This window comes from Kitasatospora sp. NBC_00374, assembly GCF_041434935.1.
Lineage (GTDB): Bacteria > Actinomycetota > Actinomycetes > Streptomycetales > Streptomycetaceae > Kitasatospora.
Window position 1 is genome coordinate 4,822,739 of the sequence record NZ_CP107964.1, and the last position, 21,147, is coordinate 4,843,885.

General features: G+C 74.5%; 14 protein-coding genes. 12 read left to right on the plus strand and 2 right to left on the minus strand.

Annotated elements, in window-relative coordinates:
• Positions 1-6: 6 nt before the first annotated feature.
• Positions 7-918 (plus strand): AraC family transcriptional regulator, encoded by a 912-nt coding sequence (locus tag OG871_RS21770; protein WP_371498644.1) that lies wholly within the window; start codon positions 7-9, stop codon positions 916-918.
• Between the two features lie 183 nt (positions 919-1,101).
• On the opposite strand, the gene serC is transcribed toward OG871_RS21770, so the two are convergent.
• Both serC and OG871_RS21780 read right to left on the minus strand, forming a co-directional pair.
• Entirely contained in the window at positions 1,102-2,220 is a 1,119-nt protein-coding gene (serC, locus tag OG871_RS21775) for a phosphoserine transaminase (protein ID WP_371498645.1), read from the minus strand.
• Positions 2,221-2,343: 123 nt separating this feature from the next.
• Entirely contained in the window at positions 2,344-3,444 is a 1,101-nt protein-coding gene (locus tag OG871_RS21780; RefSeq protein WP_371498646.1) for a citrate synthase 2, read from the minus strand.
• A gap of 402 nt (positions 3,445-3,846) precedes the next feature.
• Here OG871_RS21780 and pdxH point away from each other — a divergent pair, with 402 nt between their 5' ends.
• The 11 genes from pdxH to OG871_RS21835 all read left to right on the plus strand — a co-directional run bounded on the left by pdxH (position 3,847) and on the right by OG871_RS21835 (position 21,129).
• Entirely contained in the window at positions 3,847-4,470 is a 624-nt protein-coding gene (pdxH, locus tag OG871_RS21785; protein ID WP_371503380.1) for a pyridoxamine 5'-phosphate oxidase, read from the plus strand.
• Between the two features lie 108 nt (positions 4,471-4,578).
• Positions 4,579-5,001: a CU044_2847 family protein gene (locus tag OG871_RS21790; protein ID WP_371498647.1), complete on the plus strand. Its 423-nt coding sequence runs from the start codon at positions 4,579-4,581 to the stop codon at positions 4,999-5,001.
• Positions 5,002-5,021: 20 nt separating this feature from the next.
• Positions 5,022-7,103, plus strand: a complete 2,082-nt coding sequence (locus OG871_RS21795; RefSeq protein ID WP_371498648.1) for a trypsin-like peptidase domain-containing protein — start codon at positions 5,022-5,024, stop codon at positions 7,101-7,103.
• Between the two features lie 64 nt (positions 7,104-7,167).
• Complete coding sequence (locus OG871_RS21800) at positions 7,168-8,127, plus strand: AAA family ATPase (RefSeq protein WP_371498649.1); 960 nt, start codon at positions 7,168-7,170, stop codon at positions 8,125-8,127.
• The gene (locus tag OG871_RS21805) at positions 8,124-10,865 is read left to right on the plus strand and encodes an SAV_2336 N-terminal domain-related protein (protein ID WP_371498650.1); all 2,742 of its coding nucleotides are present in this window, start codon (positions 8,124-8,126) and stop codon (positions 10,863-10,865) included. The genes OG871_RS21800 and OG871_RS21805 overlap by 4 nt, the downstream gene beginning before the upstream one ends.
• A gap of 275 nt (positions 10,866-11,140) precedes the next feature.
• The gene (locus tag OG871_RS21810; protein ID WP_371498651.1) at positions 11,141-11,326 is read left to right on the plus strand and encodes a hypothetical protein; all 186 of its coding nucleotides are present in this window, start codon (positions 11,141-11,143) and stop codon (positions 11,324-11,326) included.
• 58 nt (positions 11,327-11,384) lie between these two features.
• Complete coding sequence (locus tag OG871_RS21815; protein WP_371498652.1) at positions 11,385-13,781, plus strand: FxsB family cyclophane-forming radical SAM/SPASM peptide maturase; 2,397 nt, start codon at positions 11,385-11,387, stop codon at positions 13,779-13,781.
• Positions 13,782-13,831: 50 nt separating this feature from the next.
• Positions 13,832-14,623, plus strand: a complete 792-nt coding sequence (locus OG871_RS21820; protein ID WP_371498653.1) for an aminoglycoside N(3)-acetyltransferase — start codon at positions 13,832-13,834, stop codon at positions 14,621-14,623.
• Positions 14,624-14,649: 26 nt separating this feature from the next.
• Positions 14,650-16,083: a TIR-like protein FxsC gene (locus OG871_RS21825; protein WP_371503381.1), complete on the plus strand. Its 1,434-nt coding sequence runs from the start codon at positions 14,650-14,652 to the stop codon at positions 16,081-16,083.
• Positions 16,080-20,126 carry an FxSxx-COOH system tetratricopeptide repeat protein gene (gene fxsT / locus OG871_RS21830; protein WP_371498654.1) on the plus strand — a complete coding sequence of 1,349 codons (4,047 nt, stop codon included), beginning with the start codon at positions 16,080-16,082 and terminating at the stop codon, positions 20,124-20,126. Before OG871_RS21825 ends, fxsT begins: the two co-directional genes overlap by 4 nt.
• Before the next feature lie 40 nt (positions 20,127-20,166).
• Positions 20,167-21,129 (plus strand): 2-hydroxyacid dehydrogenase, encoded by a 963-nt coding sequence (locus OG871_RS21835; RefSeq protein WP_371498655.1) that lies wholly within the window; start codon positions 20,167-20,169, stop codon positions 21,127-21,129.
• Positions 21,130-21,147 lie beyond the last annotated feature (18 nt).

The window sequence follows — 21,147 nt, forward strand, 5'->3', positions numbered from 1 at the left end:
GAGCAGATGGAGCGCTGGTGGCAGTACCTCACCCCCGGCCCGGCCCAGCTGCGGACCGGGTTGGCCTGTCTGGGGGTCGGGATGCAGCGCGGACGCCTGCCGACCGTGGGGCCCCGGACACTGGACCACTGGGTGGCCGTGGTGGTCACCGGCGGCCGCGGCTGGTTCGAGGAGCCGGACGGCACCCGTCGGCCGGTGACCGGTCCCGCGGTGCTGTGGCTGCGGCCCGGTGTCCCGCACCACTACGCGCCCGACGAGCGCGGCTGGGCCGAGTCCTTCGTCGACTTCGCCGGCCCCGCCACCGCGGCCTACGCCGAGCTGGGCCTGCTGCCGGAGGCCACCGTGGTGCCGCTGACCAGTGCGGAGCCCGCGCAGCGGGTGGTGGCGCGGATCGCCGGGGCCTGCCGCCGGGGTGGTCCGCTGACCGGGGCGGACGCGGCGGCGGGCGTGCACGAGCTGCTGGTGGAACTGCGCCGGCACCGGGCCGACCTGGACCCGGAGGGCGCCCCGGTGCTGGAGGTGCTGCGGCGGGACGCCTTCCTGCCGCTGTCGGTGGCGGAGCACGCCCGCCGGGCCGGCATGTCGGTGGCGGAGCTGCGCCGGGCGGTGCGCTCGGTGGGGGCGGTCGGGCCCAAGGAGTTCCTGCTGGCGGTGCGGCTGAACGAGGCCAAGGAGCTGCTGGCGGCGAGCGAGCTGCCGGTCGCCGCGGTGGCCCGGCGGGTGGGGTACGCGGACCCGGCGTACTTCACCCGGATCTTCACCCGGCGGGTCGGGGTGGCACCGTCGGTGTTCCGGGCCCAGCAGTACCGCGGCGACGGCCGGCTGCGCACGGTGCGGGCGGAGGATCTGGCGGCCGAGCTGACCGGGCTGTACGGCCCGGAGAGGGGCCGGGCGGAGGCGGGTCTGGCCACCGGGTAACCTCGATGACCGTGGACCCCAAGACTCGTATGCGGATCGTGACCGGCGCCCTGGTGCTGCTGCTGGTCGTCGTGGTGGTCAGTTCGCTCGTGCGGAGCTGAGCCGGGACCGACCCGGGAAACGACGACGGCGCGGGGGCCACCGGGTGGTGGCCCCCGCGCCGTCGCGGCGGGGTCGGACGGGTCAGAGCGCGCCGACCACGTAGTCGATGCAGGCGGTGAGCGCCTGGACGTCCGCCGGGTCGACGGCCGGGAACATCGCGATCCGCAGCTGGTTGCGGCCGAGCTTGCGGTACGGCTCGGTGTCGACGATGCCGTTGGCCCGCAGGGCCTTGGCGATCGCGGCGGCGTCGATCGACTCGTCGAAGTCGATCGTGCCGACCACCTGCGAGCGCTCCTCGGGCTTGGCCACGAAGGGCTGCGCGAAGGAGGCCTTCTCGGCCCAGGTGTAGAGGATGGAGGAGGACTCCGCGGTGCGGGCCACCGCCCAGTCCAGGCCGCCGTTGCCGTTCAGCCACTCCAGCTGGTCGGCCAGCAGGAACAGCGTCGAGATCGCCGGGGTGTTGTACGTCTGGTCCTTCGAGGAGTTGTCGATCGCGGTCGGCAGGTCGAAGAACGGCGGGATGTACCGGCCGGAGGCGGCGATCTCGGCGGCGCGCTCCAGAGCGGCCGGGGAGAAGGTCGCCAGCCACAGGCCGCCCTCGGAGGCGAAGGACTTCTGCGGCGCGAAGTAGTAGACGTCGGTCTCGGTGATGTCGACCGGGAGGCCGCCGGCGCCGGAGGTGGCGTCGACCAGGACGAGGGAGCCCTCGTCGCCGCCGGCCGGGCGGCGGATCGGCATCGCCACACCGGTCGAGGTCTCGTTGTGGGTGAGCGCGTAGACGTCCACCCCGGCCTCGGCGACCGGCAGCGGGTGGGTGCCCGGCTCGGACTTGATCACCGAGGGGTCGCCCAGCCAGGGCGCCGCCTTGACCGAGGACGCGAACTTGGAGGAGAACTCGCCGAAGTTGAGGTGCTGGGACTTCTCGCGGACGAGGCCGAAGGCCGCGATGTCCCAGAACGCGGTGGAGCCGCCGTTGCCCAGTACCACCTGGTAGCCCTCGGGAAGCGAGAACAGGTCGGCGACGCCCTCACGGACGCGCTTGACCACGTTCTTGACCGGGGCCTGCCGGTGGGAGGTGCCCAGCAGCGAGGTGCCGGTGGCCGCGAGGGCGCTCAGCGCCTCGGGACGCACCTTGGAGGGGCCACAGCCGAAACGGCCGTCGGCGGGCTTGATGTCAGCGGGGATCTGGATCTGAGCCACAGGCGCAGCCTACTGCCCCGGCCTGTGCGCGCGGTACGGAAGTCCGCCCGCTGAGATGCGATTCCCGCTGCTCGGACGGGTCCGGAACGCGGTTCCGGACCCGCCCGAAAGGGTGATGCCTGGTCAGCGCGTGAGCGCGTCCCAGCCCTCGACGTCCTGCGGGCTGCGCGAGGCGGGGCCGATGTAGCGGGCGGCCGGGCGGACCAGCCGGCCGGTGCGCTTCTGCTCCAGGATGTGGGCGGACCAGCCGGCCGTCCGGGCGCAGGTGAACATCGAGGTGAACATGTGGGCCGGGACCTCGGCGAAGTCCAGCATGATCGCGGCCCAGAACTCCACGTTGGTGGCGAGCACGCGGTCGGGACGGCGGTTGTGCAGCTCCTCCAGCGCGGCCTTCTCCAGCGCCTCGGCGATCTCGAAGCGCGGGGCGCCGAGCTCCTTGGCGGTGCGGCGCAGCACGCGGGCGCGCGGGTCCTCGGCGCGGTAGACGCGGTGGCCGAAGCCCATCAGGCGCTCGCCCTTGTCGAGGGCCTTCTTCACGTACCCGACGGCGTCGCCGGTGCGCTCGATCTCCTCGATCATGCCGAGCACGCGGGACGGGGCGCCGCCGTGCAGCGGGCCGGACATCGCGCCGACCGCGCCGGAGAGCGCGGCCGCCACGTCGGCGCCGGTGGAGGCGATGACGCGGGCGGTGAAGGTGGAGGCGTTCATGCCGTGCTCGGCGGCCGAGGTCCAGTAGGCGTCGACGGCCTTGACGTGCTTCGGGTCGGGCTCGCCCCGCCAGCGGATCATGAACCGCTCGACGATGGTCTCGGCCTTGTCGATCTCGCTCTGCGGGACCATCGGCCGGCCCTGGCCGCGGGCGGACTGGGCCACGTAGGACAGCGCCATCACGGCGGCCCGGGCGAGGTCGTCGCGGGCCTGCTCGGCGGAGATGTCGAGCAGCGGCTTGAGACCCCAGACCGGGGCGAGCATCGCGAGGGCGGACTGCACGTCGACCCGGATGTCACCGGAGTGGACCGGGATCGGGAACGGCTCGGCGGCGGGCAGACCGGGGGCGAACTTCCCGTCGACCAGCAGACCCCAGACGTGGCCGAAGGAGACGTGACCCACGAGGTCTTCGATGTCCACACCGCGGTAGCGCAGGGCGCCGCCTTCACGGTCTGGCTCGGCGATCTCGCTCTCGAAGGCGACTACCCCTTCGAGCCCGGGTACGAAATCGGACATCAGACGGCTCCTTCAGTGATCCGATACGGCGCGTCGCGATGGTGGTGCGGCGCGTCGGTGACCGATGGTGGTTGGCACTCGGTGTCAGACTCTCAGGCACCCAGTGCATTGCGCCATACACCACCACGGTGATGTTTCCCCCATGGGCCACTCCGGCCCCGGGCCGCGTGTCCGGCATCGTTGGCGGACGTTCCGGGAAAATCCGGATGTCTCCGGACAAGTCTCCCGCGCGGAGGGCGGTGGAGCGGTGGCGAGACACCTTATCTCCCACCCGGGTTTGCACGGACGTAGCGGTGCCCGACGCTTGTCGTACGGGATGATGTTGGCGTGCCTACCGCGGAACGCCACCCGACAGCCCTGACCACGCGCACCGAGGGCCGGCCCGGACCGGACCTGGCTGCGATGCGCAAGCAGTACCAGCACGACGGCCTGGCCGAGGCCAAGATCGCCGCCGACCCGGTGGCCCAGTTCACCGACTGGTTCCACGAGGCGGTGGCGGCCGGCGTGGAGGAGCCCAACGCCATGGTGCTCTCCACCGCCGACGCGGCCGGACGACCCGGCTCCCGTACCGTGCTGCTCAAGGGCTTCGACCGCCGCGGCTTCGTTTTCTACACCAACTACGGGTCCCGCAAGGGCGCCGACCTGGCCGCCAACCCGCAGGCCTCGCTGCTCTTCCCGTGGATCTCGCTGGCCCGCCAGGTGATCGTGGGCGGCCGGGTGGAGAAGGTCGGCCGGGACGAGACCGCCGCCTACTTCCGCACCCGCCCGCACGGCTCCCAGCTCGGCGCCTGGGCCAGCGAGCAGTCCAGCCCGGTGGCCGGCCGCGAGGTGCTGGAGCGGCGCTACGCCGACCTGGAGGCCCGCTACCCGGAGGGCGAAGGCGTGCCGGTCCCGCCGTTCTGGGGCGGCTACCGGGTGATCCCGGACACCGTCGAGTTCTGGCAGGGACGCGAGAACCGGCTGCACGACCGGCTCCGCTACCTCGTCGAGGGCGAGGGCTGGCGGGTGGAGCGGCTCTGCCCCTGAGCCCTCCGGCGAGGTGCCCGGCCGGCCCCGGCGCGATGGCCGAAACCCGCTGCAGGCAAAGCCCGTTGGGGTAGGTCCCGTGGGTCCCGCGGTGCGAGAGTGTCCGGCATGACGGGATTCACCGAAGTGACGCTCGGCGACGGCACGTCGGTCCTGCTGCAGGTCTTCGACCTGGCGGCGCCCGGGCCGGCGGCGGGCGCCGCCGACCTCCCCGACCTGCCGGGCGACTCCGGCCCGACGGTGGCCGTGGGCCGGGCCCGGGACGCCGCGCACACCACCGCCCAGGCCCTGCGGGAGGCCCTGCGCCCGCTCGGCGGAGTGCTCGACCTGGTGCACGGCGCGGTGCTCTCCGCCGCCCGGCCGCCCGAGCAGGTCGAGGTGGAGTTCGGCGTCAAGCTGTCGAAGGACCTGCGGCTGGGCATCGTGTCGGCCGGGGCGGAGGCCGCGCTCGTCGTCCGCGCGAGCTGGCGGACCGGCCGCCCCGCCGCGGCCGTTCCGGCACCCTCCCCCGCCGAGCGGGCCGCGCCCTGACAGGGCCGAGAGGGGCGGTTTTGCGTCAATCGACGACGGACGGCGATCCGGACGCACCGGTCAAGGCCGCGCACGCCGCCCTCTACCGGGCCGGCGAGGCGCGCGCCTACGGCGGCGGCCTGCTGCTCGCCGGTGGCCGGGTGCTGACCTGCGCGCACGTGGTCAACCAGGCCCTCGGCCGGCCCCCGTTCGCCCAGCCGCCGCCCGTCGAGCGGGACGGCGCGGTCGACGGGCTGCTGGTGGCGCTGCCCGGCCTGGCGCCCGACGGACGCTACCGGGTCGCGGTCGAGCGGTGGCTCCCGGGGCGCGGCGGTGCGGGGGAGGAGGACGTCCGGGAAGGCGACCCGGAGTGGTCGGCCGACCTCGCGCTGCTCAGGCTCGTGGACCGGCCCGCGCACCCCGTACCCGGCGCGCCGCTCGGCCGGCACCGCACCGGCCCCTCCGCCTTCGCCTGGTACGGCAGCGGCAACCCGAGCACCGTGGCCGCCGTGGTGGTGCAGGGGGTCACCGACCGCTGGCTCGTCCTGGACACCCCGGACTCCGCCCAGGGCCTGGTCGAGGGGTACAGCGGCTCGCCGCTGTGGGACCGCGGCCGGCAGCGGGTGGTCGGACTGGTGGTCAGCCGCCGGGGCAGGCGGGCCTTCGCCATCCCGACCGGCGTGATCGCCGAACACCTCCCGGGGCTGCTGCCGGCCGGCCGGCCGGGCCACGCGGAGGACGAGCCCCGGCCGTACCCGGCCGGCGACGCCCCGCTGTGGCGCCGGCTCGTCGAACCGGTCCACCGCTACCTGCCCGACGCCCCCGAGCGCGCGGACGCCGCGCTGGACCTGGCCACCCGGCTGGGCACCCCGCCCCCGGCCGACGGCGAGCTGGCGGCGCCGGAGTGGTTCGCGCTGACCGCGCTCTCCGCCCCGCACGGAGTCGCCACCCTCGTCGCGGTGCTGGCCGACCGCGCGCCCACCCGGGAGGAGCGGACCGCCCTGCAGGTGCAGGCGGTCTTCCTGGCGCCCGACGAACTGCTGACCGCCCCCGAGCACCGCGAGCTGCTCGCTCTGCTCGCCGGCCACCCGGCGGCTCCCCACCGGGTCGCCGCCCGCGCGCTGCCGCTGGGGCCCACCCCGGCCCAGGCCGACTGGCCCGAGCTGGTCCGGGTCCTGGAGGGCTACCGGCCGCGCTTCGGCCAGGTCCCGTACCTGCTCCAGGTGATCGAGTTCGCGGCCCGGGAGGCCGCCGACGAGGGGGCCCGCACCGCCCTGCAGAACTGGAACGACGCGGTGGCCGACCGCCTGGACCTGGTGGCCGCGCTGGCCGGGCACCGGACCCGGGCAGCCGAGGCCGAGCGGATCCGCCGGGCCCGCGAGGAGGCCGAGGCGCCGCTGGTCCAGGTGCAGCTGTGGCGCTCCGGCGGCGCCGACCTGTTCGGCTGCACCCTGCGGGTGCACGGCGCGGACGGCTCCGTGCTGCACCGCGGCTTCCACGACACCCCGCTCAGCCGGTCGGCGCTGCTGGAGGTGCTCGCCGAGGTGCTCGCCCACGCCACCCGGGAGAGCGAGCCGGGCACGGTGCCGAAGGTGGAGTTCTTCGTCCGCAAGGACGACCTCGACCTCGACGTCGACCGGTGGGTCTACCGTCCCGACGACCTGTTCCCCAGCGTGCTCGGCCAGGACTTCCTGGTGGTGCTGCGCTGCCCCGAACTGCGCCGGCCGGAGTACCGGCCCGAGCTCCGCTACCGCTGGCAGGCCCGGCACACCGGGCGCGTACTGCCCCAGGAGGAGCGTGATCCGGCCGTCCAGGAGCGCGGCCGGCCGGCGCCGGTCAGCGGGGTCGCCCTGTGCTGCCCGCCCGCCGGGACGGGCGTCCTGCGCGCCATCGCGCTGGCCGTCGGCGTCCCCGGCGTGGTGTGGCCGAGGCCGACGGCCGACCGGCGGGCCGGCGCGCTGCTGCGCGAGCTGACCGCCGGGCTGACGGTCGCCCAGCTGCCGCGGGCGGTCTACGAGGCCCGGATCAGGGCCGGGGAGGGCGGCGTCGGGCAGCACCTCGCGCTGGTCTACGACGGCCCGGACGGCATACCGGCCGCGCTGCCGCTCAGCGACCCCCAGTGAGCCGTCCGGCGAACCACGCGGCGAACCGCCCGGTGACGGCCGATCAGAGAGAGGGACACGCACCATGACTGCCGATCCGAACGGCTGGCGGCTGTACCGCGGGGACCGGGTCCCCCGCCCGCGCGAGCTGCCGCCGCCCCCGCCCTGGCGGCGGTTCCCGGCCGACGGCGCCGAACGGCACGCGAGCAGGTACCACATCACCGAGGCCGAGGCGGACGTCGTCAACGCCGCACTCCACCTGCGCCGCCCGCTGCTCGTCACCGGCCCGCCCGGCACCGGCAAGTCGTCCCTCGCCCACGCGATCGCCCACGAGCTGGGGCTCGGGGCCCCGCTGCGCTGGGACGTCAACAGCCGGACCCAGCTGACCGACGGCCTGTACCGCTACGACGCGGTCGGCCGGCTGCGCGACGCCGGGCGCGCCGGCGAGGACAGCCAGGACCTCGGCAGCTACCTGCGGCTCGGCCCGCTCGGCACGGCCCTGGCCACCGGCGCGCCGGGCCGCCCGCGGGTGCTGCTGGTGGACGAGCTGGACAAGGGCGACGTCGACCTGCCCAACGACCTGCTGGTGGTCTTCGAGGAAGGCGAGTTCGTGATCCCCGAACTGGCCCGGCTCGGCACCGGCCAGGCCGAGGTGCCGGTCATGGTCGAGGGCGGCCGGGAACGGCACACCGTGCGGCACGGCCGGGTCGCCTGCCGCGAGTTCCCGGTCGTGGTGCTCACCAGCAACGGCGAGCGCGACTTCCCGCCGGCGTTCCTGCGCCGGTGCGTCCGGCTGGACCTCCGACCGCCGACCGGGCCGCAGCTGCGGGAGATCGTCGCCGCCCACCTGGGCGCCGAAGGCCTGGCGGCCGCCGAGGACCTGATCGCCGCGTTCCTGGAACGACGGGACACCGGCCAGGCGGTCCTGGCCACCGACCAGCTGCTGAACGCCGTGCACCTGCGGATCAACGGGGTCGACCTGGAACGCGACCACCTGGTGGCCGCGGTGCTGCGCTCGCTGGACGACGCCGGGCCCGCGCAGTGACCGAACCGTCCCCGGTCGAGCGCCTGTACGCGGTGCTGGCGGCGGCCGGGATCACCCTCACCGCCGCCGAGCTCGCCGAAGTGCTGTGGCTGGCCGCCCGGGTGGCCCCGGCCGCGGTCGCCCCCGGGCCGGCGGCGGCCGCGCCGCCCGCTCGGCCCGGACCGCCCGCTCCGCCCGGTCCGGACGGCGCCGTCCACGGCGACATCCTGCCGCCGCCCCCTGGCGCCGACGTGTACGCGGCGGCGGGCCCGGCCGTGGACGGCGCCGCCGCGCTGCCCGTCCTGCTGCGGGCCGACCGGGCGCTGCCGGCGCAGCGCCGGCTCACCCGCGCCCTGCGACCGCTGCGGCGCCCGGTGCCCTCGTCCCGCGAGCGGGAACTCGACGAGAACGCGACCGCCGACCTGGTGGCCGACACCGGCGTGCTCGACCTCGCGCTGCGCCCACGCCGCGAACGCTGGCTGGACGTCGCCCTGGTGGTCGACGACGGCCTGTCCATGCAGGTCTGGCGCGAACTCTCCCGGGAGCTGGGCGCGTTGCTGCAGAGCGCCGGGATCTTCCGCCGGGTCAGGAGCTACGGTCTGGACACCCGGCACCCGGACGGCCCGTACCTGTCCCACCGCCCGTTCGCGGCCCCGGGGACGCCGCTGCCGCCCCGCGCGGTGTGCCCCGCCGACGGCCGCGGTGTGGTCCTGGTGCTCTCGGACGCGGTGGGCGCCGGCTGGCGGGAAGGCCGGATCGAACCGCTGCTGGCGGCCTGGGCCCGTACCTGCCCCACCGCCGTCCTGCAGCCACTGCCCCCGCGGCTGTGGCCCGGCACCGGCCTGCGGACCGAGACCAAGCTGCTGACCGGCGCCCGGGCCGGCTGCCCCAACACCGGCTGGCGGGTCGCCGACCCGGTGCTGCCGCCGGACCTCGCGCCGTTCGGCGGCCTGCCGGTGCCGGTCCTGGAGTTCGGCCCGGCGGCCGTGGCGTCCTGGGCCGCCCTGGTCGCCGGCACAGGCGCGATCACCGTCCAGGTCGCCGAGGTCGACGGCGCCGGCCGGCCGGCCGCCGACGTACCCCGGCCCGCCCCGGGGGCGGAGCAGGCACCGGACATGCGGTCCAGGCTCGCGCTGTTCCACGCCGCCGCCTCGCCCGAGGCCTTCCGGCTGGCCGGTCACCTGGCCGCCGTCCGCCCGCTGACGCTGCCGGTGATGCGCCTGGTGCAGCGGGCGGTCCTGGGCGGGCGGAGCAGCCCGGCCCACCTCGCCGAAGTACTGCTCGGCGGCCTGCTGCGCCGCACACCCGCGGACGGCGCGCCCGCCGATGCGACGTTTACCGGCGGCGCGCCCGCCGACCGGCCGGCCGGTGACGCCGCAGGCCGGCCGGTCCGCTACGACTTCCGCCCGGGGCTGCGAGAGCTGCTGCTGGAGTCGCTGCCCAGCCGGGAGGTGCTGGGCACCGCCGCACTCGTCACGGACCTGCTGCGGCGCGGGACGGCCGGCGGCCGGTACCTGCCGGCCCTGCAGGCCGGCACCGGGGGCAGCGCCGCGCTGCCCCCGGGTGCCCGGGCCTTCGCGGGCACGGACACCGCGCTGCTCGGCCACTTCGCGCCCGGCCGGGCGGCCACCGACGGCGGGCCGGTCACGGACGTGCCGTTCGGGGCCCTGGCGGAGCGGGACGGGGCGCTCGCCGCCCTGGTCCGCGAACAGCGCTGGCCCGAGGCCGTCGAGCTCGGCGAGCAGGTCCTGGAACGGGTGCTGGCCGAGTCCGGCCCGGACCACCCGGCGGTGCTGGGCGGGCGGTTCGACCTGGCGGAGTGGATCGGGGCCGCGGGTGCCCCGCAGACCGCGCTGCGCCTGTGCCGCGACCTGCTCGCGGACCTGCTCGCCCGGCTGGGGCCCGACCACGGCCGGGTGGACGCGCTGCGCGCCCGGATCGGGCACTGGAGCGGCTGGTCGGGCGACTGGGCCGCGGCCGTGGCCGCCTACCGTGACCTGCTGCCCGAGCAGGAGCGGCGGCTCGGCACCGACCACCCCGACGCACTCTTCAGCCGGCACCAGACGGCCTTCTGGACGGCCTTCGGCGGCGACACGGCCGCGGCCCTCCCGCTCTACCGCGACCTGCTGCCCCGGCAGATCCGGGTCCTGGGCCCGGAGGACCGCGAAACGCTGCGCACCCGGGCCAACATCGCGTCCATGACCGGACTGAGCGGACGGTCGGCCGAGGCACTGGACCTGTGGCGGGCACTGCTGCCGGACCTCCGGCGCACACTCGGCCCGGGTGACCAGCTCACCCTGGTCGCCGAGGCCGAGATCGGTCACTGGACCGGGGTGAACGGCGACCCGGCCGCCGCGCTGCGCATGATCACACCGCTGCTGCCGCGGCTGGCCGAAGCGCTCGGCCCGCACCACCCGACGCCGTACGGCTTCCGGCGCCGGGCGGCCCAGTGGACGGGCGAGACGGGGGACGCGGCGGGCGCGGCGGCGCTGCTGCGCGACCTGCTCGCCGACGCCGGCCGCTGGCTGACCCCGGAGCACCCGGAGATCCTGGTCGGCCGCGCCGCCCACGCCTACTGGACGGCGTGCGCGGGCGGGGCGGCCGAGGGCCTGCGCAGGCTGCGCGACCTGCTCCCGGAGCTGGACGGGATCCTCGGTCCGGACCACCCGGACACCCGCTGGGCCCGGGAGGCCGTCAGCCGGTTGGCGCAGGAGGAGCACGAGCGGGCCGGCGGCGCGCACGCTTCGCCGAACGAGTGAATCCCCCCGACCGCGCCGCCGAGCACAAGTGCACTTGGGACGACCAGACGACTTCCGGCGGCCGCCCGCGCCCCGCTCCCGCCGTAGGTGATGCGGGCACTTCGTGCCGCTTCGGGGCATAACATTTGGCCAGGCGTCGTACCACAGTGGCAGTCGCGACAGGCGGCCCTCACCACCGCGGCGATCCGATGCCTGAAGAACAGCCCGAGATCTGAAGAACAGTCAGACAACGGCCCATGTATCGCCCATGTCCACGGAAGAAGGGCAGCACTGCCATGACTACTGCACTTGCCAACGAGCCCGTAGAGTATTTGACTGACGGTCAGATCGGTGAAGGAAGAGTGTCGCTCGCCGAACTCGCCGCACTGGGAGCCGACGAGCTCGTCGCGCAGCTTCGGCGCGCACTGCCGGGCGCCGTGACCAACCACGTGTCGGTCGCGGCTTTCCAGTCGTCCATCTGAGGTTGCGCTGAATCGGTTCCCCGCGTTGCCACACACCCTTTGACGGCGGTTCACCTTCATGACGCACCATCCGGTCCCCTTCAGGCAGTTCGTGCTGAAGGTGCACAGTCGCTGTGACCTGGCCTGTGACCACTGCTATGTCTACGAACACGCAGACACCAGCTGGCGCGGGCGTCCGCGGGCCGCGAGCGACGAGGTGCTGGCCGGGACTGCGGAGCGGATCGCGGAACACGTGGCCGCTCACCGGCTGAGAGCGGTCCATGTGGTGCTGCACGGCGGGGAACCGCTGCTCGCCGGTCCGGTGCGGCTGCGTCGGGCCGCCGAGCTGCTGCGCGCGGCCCTGCCCGAGGACTGCGCACTGGATCTGCGGATCCACACCAACGGCGTACTGCTCAGCCGGGAGTTCTGCGAGCTCTTCGACGAGCTGGACGTCAAGGTCGGCATCTCGCTCGACGGCGACAGGGTCGCCAACGACCGGCACCGGCGCTTCGCCGACGGCCGCAGCAGCCACGCCAAGGTGCTCGCCGCAGTGGAGCTGCTGCGCCTGCCGGAGTTCCGCCACCTGTACGCCGGACTGCTGTGCACGATCGACGTCGAGAACGACCCCCTGGCGGTGTACGAGGCGCTGGTGGCCCTCGACCCGCCGCGGATCGACTTCCTCCTGCCCCACGCCACCTGGGACGTCCCGCCGAAGCGCCCGGACGGCGCCGGGCCGACGCCCTACGCCGACTGGCTGCTGGCCGTCCACGACCGCTGGACCGAGCAGGGCCGCCCGGTGCCGGTCCGCGGCTTCGAGTCGATCCACCGCACCCTGCGCGGCCGCTCCAGCCTCACCGAGTCCCTCGGCCTCGATCCGGCGGACCTCGTGGTGATCGAGACGGACGGCAGCCTCGAACAGGCCGACAGCCTCAAGACGGCCTACGACGGCGCACCCGCGACCGGGTTCGACGTCTTCGCGCACACCCTGGACGAAGTCGCCCTGCACCCGGGCATGATGGAGCGCCAGTCGGGCCTGGCCGGGCTCAGCGCCCAGTGCCGCGCCTGCCCGGTGGTGCGCTCCTGCGGTGGCGGCCTCTACGCGCACCGCTACCGCAGCGGTGGCGGCTTCGACAATCCGTCGGTCTTCTGCGGAGATCTGATGAAACTGATCACCACCGTCCGGGACAGCGCCGCGACGCCCGCCCGGGAGGCCGCTCCCCCCGCGGTGCTGACCGAGGAGCAACTGCTCGAACTGGCCTCCGGCCACGGCGGCGGGCAGACCGTCCGAACCCTCGCCGCCGCGCAGCTGGGCCTGACCAGACGGCTGCTGGCCGCCGTCGCCGCCGGCCCCTCGCAGGCCTGGGGCGTCCTCGCCGAGCTGGACGGCCGTGCGCCCGGCGCACTCGACGCGGTGCTCACGCATCCGTACGCCCGCTCCTGGGCCGTGCGCTGCCTGCAGGGTGAGCCCGGCGCCGACCTCGGCGGCCTCGCCGAGCTGGCCGCGGCCGCCGCGGTACGGGCCGGCCTGCCGGTGGAGCTCGTCCTGCCGGTCCGCGGCGGCGCCGTCCACCTGCCCACTCTCGGACGGGTGCTGACCGGCGGCAGCGGCGAGGCCCGGCTGACCGTCACCGCCGACGGGTTCACCGTCGCGGGCGTCCGCGTCCGCGGGGACGCCCCGGCCGACGGACGCTGGCAGCCGGTCCGCCGGATCGGCCTGCCGGGCTGGACGGTCACCCTGGAGGACACCGACCCGCAGCGCGACAGCCACCAGTGGCCGGCCGCCGACCGGCTGACCGACCCGGAGCTGACCGCCTGGACGGCGGACCTGCGGGCCGCCTGGGCCCTGCTCGGCCGGGAGCTGCCCGGCCACGTCCCCGGGATCACCGCGGGCCTGTCCACCGTCACCCCGCTGCGCCCCGGCCCGGCCGGCCGGGACATCAGCGCGGCCGCGCGGCAGGCCTTCGGCGCCGTCGGCATCGCCCGCCCGGCCGACCCGGCGATCCTCGCGCTGCTGATCGCGCACGAGTTCCAGCACGTCAAGCTGGGTGCGGTCCTGGACTTCCACGACCTGTACGACCCGGCCGACGACCGGCTCTACTACGCGCCCTGGCGGCCCGACCCGCGCCCGCTGGAGGGGCTGCTGCAGGGCACGTACGCGCACCTGGCGGTGACCGAGTTCTGGGGCGCCCGGGCCCGGACGTACGACGGGGCGGGCGGTGCGGCGGGCACCCGGGCGCGGCTGCAGCTGGCGACCTGGCGCGCGCACACCGCCGAGGCCGTGCGGACGCTGATCGGCTCCGGCTCGCTCACCGACGGCGGCCTGCGGTTCGCCCTCGGCATGCGGGCGGCCCTCACGCCGTGGCTGGACGTCCCGGTGGGCGCCGACGCCGAGGCGGGGGCCCGGCACGCGGCGGCGGAGAACCTGGCGCGGTGGCGGGCGCGCAGCCCGGAGGCAGTGGTGGCCACCGGCCACTGAGCGGTGGATGTCCCGAGTCCGGCCGCGGCGCCGGGCGGCTACTGGAGGCCGTGGTGTACTCCCAAGCGGAGCTGACCGCCCATGTGCGCGACCTGGGCGTCAGGGAGGGCGAGACCCTGCTCGTGCAGTCCTCCGTGAAAGCGATCGGTCCGGTCGACGGCGGGTCGGCGGCGATCGTCGCCGCCCTGCGGGCCGCCCTCGGCCCGGCCGGCACCCTGGTGGCGTACACGGCGACCCCGGAGAACTCCGACACCTCCCCGCTGGACCGGGCGGCGACCGCCGGGCTGCCGCCCGCCGAGCTGCGCGGCTACCGGGCGACGATGCCGGCGTTCGACCGGGCGAGCACGCCGGCCTCGCGCACCATGGGCCGGCTCGCGGAGGAGATCCGCACCACCGAGCACGCGGTGCGCAGCGACCACCCGCAGACCTCGTTCGCGGCGGTCGGCCCGGCGGCCGGGCGCCTGATGGCCGGCCACGACCTGCGCAGCCACCTCGGCGAGCGCTCGCCGACCCACCGGCTCTACCAGGAGGGGGCCCGGGTCCTGCTGGTCAGCGTGCCGTGGGTGTGCTGCACGGTCTTCCACCTCGCCGAGTACTGGCAGCCGGAGCAGGCCCAGCAGCACTACGGCTGTGTGATCCGGGACGGGCGCGGGGTGCGGCAGTGGGTGCACTTCGACGCGCTCCGGCTGGAGGTCAGGCACTTCGAGGAGATGGCGCAGGCGGTCGTCCGGGAGTGCGCGGGCCTGGTCAGGGGCAGGCTGGGGGACGCCGAGTGCTTTCTGCTGCCGATCGCCGAGACCGTGGATCTTGCGACGAAGTGGCTTCTCAACAGGAAAAGTTGACTCCTGCTCAGCGCTCCGTGATTACGGTGGGGTGTACGGCCCTATTCCATCGGGAACTAGCCGTTCCTAGACTGAGGAGCTTCTGTGGGTATCAGCTGTCTCGGGGGAGGCGCGGCTTGAACGGCCAGGGGGACAGTGGCAGGGACCAGCGTCCGTATTTCTTCCTCAGTTATGCGCATATTCCGCGGGCGGGGAACCGGGGTTCGGGCGATCCCAACATCTGGGTCGCACAGTTGTACAACGACCTCTGCGAGGCCATCTTCCAGCTCACCGACGCGCCGTCCGGCCACCCGGTGGGTTTCATGGACCGCTCCATGCACCAGGGGCAGAAGTGGGCCGAGCGGCTCTCCGCCGAGCTCGCCAACTGCCGGGTGTTCGTGCCGCTCTACTCGCCGCGCTACTTCGCCAGCCAGGCCTGCGGCAAGGAGTGGCACCTGTTCAGCCAGCGGCCGGTGTACCAGCGGCGGCCCGGCGGCGAGCGGCACACCGGGATCGTCCCGGTGCTGTGGGTGGCGATGAACCACTACCCGCTGCCCCGGGTGGCCAGTGAACTCCAGTTCAGCCACGACAGTTTCGGCGGCGACTACGCGGCCGAGGGGCTGTACGCGCTGATGAAGATCGCCTCGTACCGGGGCCAGTACGAGAACGCCGTGTACCGGCTCGCCGAGCGGATCGTCCACGTCGCCAAGCAGACCGTCATACCCCTCGGCCAGCAGGCGGACTTCGAGTCCCAGCCGAGCGCCTTCGAGCCGCCGCCGCCCACCGACCGGGTGCGGATCTCGGTGTACTCGCTGCGCCGCCGGGAGCTGCCGGCCGGGCGCGGCCCGGACTGCTACGGGGCGCGCCGGCTCGACTGGCAGCCCTACCAGCCGCAATCGGCACGGCCGTTGGCCGAGGACGCGGCCGAGGTGGCCCGGCGGATGGGCTTCGTGCCGACCGTCGGCGAGTTCGAGGACGAGGCGGACGTGCTGCTGGCCGAGGAACCGGCCGGCCCGAGCGTGCTGCTGGTCGACCGCTGGGCCCTGACCGATCGTCAACGAAGCGGTAAGATCAGGCAGTTGGACCGGAGGAACCTGCCCTGGGTGAGCGTCCTGGAGCCGTGGAACCCGGAGGACCCGGAGTGCCGAAGAGACGAGGAGATGCTCAACGGTCTGAGCGAGGAAGTCCTGCGGCTCAGCCGCGGTGCCCACCGGCCCAGCCTGCGCAGCCCGGTCGGCGGCACCCCCGGCAGCCTGGAGGAGTTCCGCGGCGAACTCGAACGGGCCGTGATGCAGGCGACCAACGCCTTCGACCAGCGGAGCGAGACAAGGCCGGGCCCGGCAGGCCCGGCCGGCGCGACGGGACCGCGCAGGCCCAGCCTGCGACAGGGCCTGCGTGGTGCGGAGCCGACGACCGACGGGTACGGCAGGGATGACGACGGCGGCCTCGGACGGGTTGCCCGTGGGGGAGGAGAGCCATGACCGACACACCGACCTGGGCGCACCGGCCGGCCGAGCGGCCGGGGGACAAGCTCCGGGCCACCGGCCACCGCACCGAGCGGGACTACGGCGCCAGAACGGAGGACGACCGCCAGGGCCGGATCATCACCTTCTACTCGTACAAGGGCGGCACGGGGCGCACCATGGCGCTGGCCAACACCGCCTGGATCCTGGCCTCCAACGGGCACCGGGTGCTCACCGTGGACTGGGACCTGGAGGCCCCCGGCCTCGACCAGTTCTTCCGGCCGTTCCTGGACCCGGACGTGGTCGCCGGGACGACCGGCATCATGGACCTCTTCGCGGACTACCTCGAAGAGGCCCGCCGCCCGCTCAACCGCGACCTCAACTGGCACGAGGACTTCGCCCGGATCCACCCGCACGCCATCTCGCTGGCCTGGCCGCACTTCCCGGGCGAGGGCGGCCTGGACTTCGTCCCGGCCGGGCAGCTCAACCGCGACTACTCGGGCACCGGCAACCGGATCGACTGGGACCTGCTCTACGAGAACCACAACGGCGCCGCCTTCATCGAGGCGCTGCGCCGGGACATGAAGCGCCGCTACGACTACGTGCTGATCGACAGCCGGACGGGGCTCACCGACACCGCCGACATCTGCACCGTGGAGATGCCCGACGACCTGGTGGTCTGCTTCACCCTCAGCGACCAGTCGATCGACGGCGCCTCCCGGGTCGCGCACACCATCGACACCCAGTACGAGTCGCGCGGGATCCGGATCCTGCCGGTGCCGATGCGGATCGACGAGGGCGAGAAGGAGAAGGCCGACGCCGGCCGGGCACTCGCCCGGATCAAGTTCGGCGGCCTGCCCGAGGGTCTGAGCGAGGCCGAACTGCTGCGCTACTGGGCCTCGGTGGAGATCCCGTACCGGCCGTTCTACGCCTACGAGGAGATCCTCGCGCCGTTCGGCGACCTGCCCCAGCAGCCGGCCTCGATCCTGGCCGCCTGCGAGCGGCTGACCTCCGAGCTCACCCACGGCCAGGTCACCGGCCTGCCGCCGATGGACGAGGACCTGCGGCTGCGCAACCTCGCCGCGTTCGTCCGCCGCCGACCGACCGCGCCCGCCGACCTCTACCTCAGCTACGTCCCGCAGGACCGGGCCTGGGCGGACTGGATCTCCGCCGTGCTCGGCCAGGCCGGCTTCCGGGTGGTCTCGATGGACCTCGGCGTGGGGACCAACCCGCGCACCTCCACCGAGCGCGGCATCGACTCGGCCTACCGCACGGTCGCCGTGCTCTCCTCCGCCTACCTCTCCTCGCCGCAGGCCCAGGCGCTGTGGGGCCGGACGGTCAGCGCCGACCCGGCCGGCGCCCGGCGCCAGCTGATCCCGGTCCGGGTCGGCGACATCCGGATCACCGCGCCGTACAACAACCGCAACCCCGTCGACCTGGTCGGCCGGGACGAGGCCGAGGCCGTCCAGGCCCTGCTGCGCGCCCTCGGCCGGGGCGAGGCGGACCTGGGCGAACGCGCCACCGACACCCCGCGCTTCCCGGGCGCCAAGCCCGCGTACTGGTCCGTCCCGCAGCGCAACCACTCCTTCACCGGTCGCACCAAGGTGCTGGACGACCTGCGCGAACAGCTGGTCGGCGGCCCCACCGCGGTGCTGCCCACCCCGCAGACGCTGTACGGGCTCGGCGGCATCGGCAAGACCCAGGTGGCCCTGGAGTACGCCCACCGGTACATGTCGCACTACGACCTGGTCTGGTGGATCAACGCCGAGCAGACCGAGTCGGCCGCCCAGTCCTTCGCGGAGCTCGCGGGCCGGCTCGGCCTGCGCACCAGCGACAGCGTCAACGAGGCGGCCGAGGCCGCCCGCGACGCGCTCCGCCGGGGCTCGCCGACCTCCCGCTGGCTGCTGGTCTTCGACAACGCGGACGAACCCTCCCGGATCCGCCCGTACTTCCCCGACGGCCCGGGCCACATCCTGGTCACCTCCCGCAACCAGGGCTGGTCGGGGCAGGCCGGCGTGCTCGGCGTCGACGTCTTCACCCGGGCCGAGAGCGTGGACCACATCACCCGCCGGGTCCGCGGCCTGACCAGGCAGGAGGCCGACCGGGTGGCCGAGGCGCTCGGCGACCTGCCGCTGGCCGTCGAGGTCGCCGCGGCCTGGCTGGAGACCACCCGTACGCCGGTCGACACCTACGTCGCCCAGCTGCAGGCGGCGGCCACCAAGGTGCTCGCGGCCGGCGAGACCCCGGTCGACTACCCGACCCCGGTCGGTCTGACCTGGAACGTGTCGATCGCCCGGCTGCGCGAGCAGTCCCCGGCCGCCGTCCGGCTGCTGGAGCTGTCCGCGTTCTTCGCCCCCGAGCCGATCTCGCTCAAGCACTTCTTCTACAGCGAGCAGATGCGGCGCGCCCTGGAGCCGTTCGACGCCGAGCTCACCGACAGTTTCATGCTGGGCAAGGTGATCCGCGCGGTCAGCCGGTACGCCCTCGCCAAGACCGACGCCTCCAGCTTCCAGGTGCACCGGCTGGTCCAGGCGGTGGTCCGCAGCGGGATGACCCAGGCCGACCAGAACAGCACCATGCACGAGGTGCACCGGATCCTGGCCAGCGCCCGCCCGCAGCTCGGCGACACCGACAACCCCGAGAACTGGCCCACCCTGGAGAAGATCTGGCCGCACCTCGGCCCCTCCCGGGCCCAGGACTGCGACGAGCGCGAGGTCCGCGAACTGCTCATCGACCGGGTCCGCTACCTGTGGAAGACCGTCGACCTGGACCAGGCCCTCCAGCTGGCCCGCCAGCTGGACGCGGTCTGGGCCGAGCGGTACGAGGTCGAGGCCGACCCGGCCGAGCGGCGCTTCCTGCGCCGGCAGATCCTCAGCCTGCGCTTCAACCTCGCCAACGTGCTGCGCTCGATGGGCTCGTACACCGAGGCGCTGGAGATGGACCAGGCCACCCTGGCCGGCCAGCGCGAACTGCTCGGCGAGCACAACGCGTTCACCCTGATGACGGCGAACTCGATGGGCGCCGACCTGCGGTACCTCAACCGCTTCCAGGAAGCGCTGACCATGGACCTGGAGACGTACAGCCAGTTCGTGGAGCTGTTCGGCGAGGACGACGCCCGGACGCTGTCCGTCGCCAACAACCTGGCCATCGACCACCGGCTGGTCGGCAACAGCGTGGCCGCCCGCGACCTCGACCAGGACACCTTCGAACGCCGCTCCGCGGTCCTCGACCAGGCCCACCCGTACACCCTCTCCAGCAAGTCCAACCTGGCCCGGGACCTGCGGGAGATGGGCGACTACAAGGGCTCCGCCGAACTGCTGCGGGAGGTCTACGAGGCGTTCACCTCCATCCTCGGGCCGGATCTGCCGGAGACCCTGCGCAACGCCAAGTCGCTGGCCGTGTCGCTGCGCCGGGCCGGCGAGCTGGGCGAGGCCCGCGAACTCACCGAGCAGACCTACCAGCGCTACGTCGAGCGGTACGGCACCGAGAACCCGGAGGCCCTGGCCTGTCAGCTCAACCTGGCGGCCGACCACAGCGCGGCCGGCGACAAGGAGACCGCCCGCGACATCGCCGCCGCCGCCTACGACGGGCACCGCCGGCTGCTCGGCGACGACCACCCGTTCACCCTGGCCTGCCAGAACAACCTGGCGATCTACCTGCGCGGCAGCGGCGACGTCGCCGGGGCCGTGCGGTTCGGCGAACAGGCCGTCCAGGGTCTGTCCCGGGTGCTCGACCCGGACCACCCGTACACCCTCAACGCGATGATCAACCTGGCCAACGCGTACGCCGAGAGCGGCCAGCTGGCGCGCGCCGAGGAGATCGGCCGGGTGGCGCACGCGGGCCTGGACAACCGGTACGGTCCGACCCACCCCGACGCCGTGGTCTGCCAGCTCAACCTGGCGATCACCCTCCGCGCCGCGGGCCGGGCCCGGGAGGCCGAGGCGATGCGCAAGCACGCGATGGTGATCCTGCTGGAGCTCTTCGACGAAGGGCACCCCACCGTGGTCTCGGCCCACAACTGGCACCGGATCAACCGGGACCTGGAGCCGCAGCCGCTGTGACCGCCGGCCGGGCCCGCAGGCGGTGTAGCCTGCGGGCCTGATGACCGAGACCGTGACACCCCCCGTCCTCGTCACCCGCCGCCTCGCCGACGGTGTCCTCGACCGGCTGGCGCCGCCGGCCGTCACCCTGCACGACAGCGAGCAGCCGATGGCCAGGGCCGAACTGCTGGCCGCGCTGCCCGGCCGCACCGCCGTGATCACCACCCTCGACGACCGGGTGGACGCCGAGTTCCTCGCCGCCGCGGGCCCCGGCCTGCGGATCGTCGCCAACCACGCGGTCGGCACCCACAACATCGACCTGGCCGCCTGCGCCGAGCGCGGCGTGCTGGTCAGCAACACCCCCGGGGTGCTCACCGAGGCCACCGCGGACCTCGCCTGGGCCCTCCTGCTGGCCGCCACCCGCCGACTGGGCGAGGGCGAGCGGCTGCTGCGCTCCGGGCGGCCGTGGGCCTGGGCGCCGACCTTCATGCTCGGGATGGAACTGGCCGGCACCCCGCTCGGCATCCTCGGCATGGGCCGGATCGGGCAGGCCGTGGCCCGCCGCGCGGCCGGCTTCGCCATGCCCGTCGGCTACCACAACCGCAGCAGGCTCCCCGCCGACCGCGAGGCCGGGGCCCGTCCGCTGCCGCTCGACCGGCTGCTCGCCGAGTCCCGGGTCCTGGTGGTCACCTGCCCGCTCACCGACGCCACCCGGCACCTGGTGGACGCCGAGCGGCTCGCCCAACTGCCGCCCGGCGCGGTGGTGGTGAGCATGACGGCGGGCGTGGTCGACGAGCGGGCGCTGGCCGCGGCGCTGGCCTCGGGGCACCTGTTCGCCGCCGCCGTGGACAACTTCGAGCACGAGCCGGCCGTCCACCCCGACCTGCTCGCGCAGGAGCGGGCCGTCCTCGTCCCGCACCTCGGCAGCGCCACCGTGCGGACCAGGCAGGCCATGGGCGGCCTCGCCGTCGACAACGTGCTCGCCGTCCTGGCGGGCGACCCGCCGCTCACCCCGGTGGTGTGACTGCGGCGGTGTGACCGT

Excerpts from the sequence above, each read along its gene's own strand:
- OG871_RS21800 (WP_371498649.1), top strand. The coding sequence starts at position 7,168 with ATGACTGCCGATCCGAACGGCTGGCGGCTGTACCGCGGGGACCGGGTC.
- OG871_RS21835 (WP_371498655.1), top strand. The coding sequence starts at position 20,167 with ATGACCGAGACCGTGACACCCCCCGTCCTCGTCACCCGCCGCCTCGCC.
- OG871_RS21815 (WP_371498652.1), top strand. The coding sequence starts at position 11,385 with ATGACGCACCATCCGGTCCCCTTCAGGCAGTTCGTGCTGAAGGTGCAC.
- OG871_RS21770 (WP_371498644.1), top strand. The coding sequence starts at position 7 with ATGGAGCGCTGGTGGCAGTACCTCACCCCCGGCCCGGCCCAGCTGCGG.
- OG871_RS21810 (WP_371498651.1), top strand. The coding sequence starts at position 11,141 with ATGACTACTGCACTTGCCAACGAGCCCGTAGAGTATTTGACTGACGGT.
- pdxH (WP_371503380.1), top strand. The coding sequence starts at position 3,847 with ATGCGCAAGCAGTACCAGCACGACGGCCTGGCCGAGGCCAAGATCGCC.
- OG871_RS21780 (WP_371498646.1), bottom strand. The coding sequence starts at position 3,444 with ATGTCCGATTTCGTACCCGGGCTCGAAGGGGTAGTCGCCTTCGAGAGC.
- fxsT (WP_371498654.1), top strand. The coding sequence starts at position 16,080 with ATGACCGACACACCGACCTGGGCGCACCGGCCGGCCGAGCGGCCGGGG.
- OG871_RS21790 (WP_371498647.1), top strand. The coding sequence starts at position 4,579 with ATGACGGGATTCACCGAAGTGACGCTCGGCGACGGCACGTCGGTCCTG.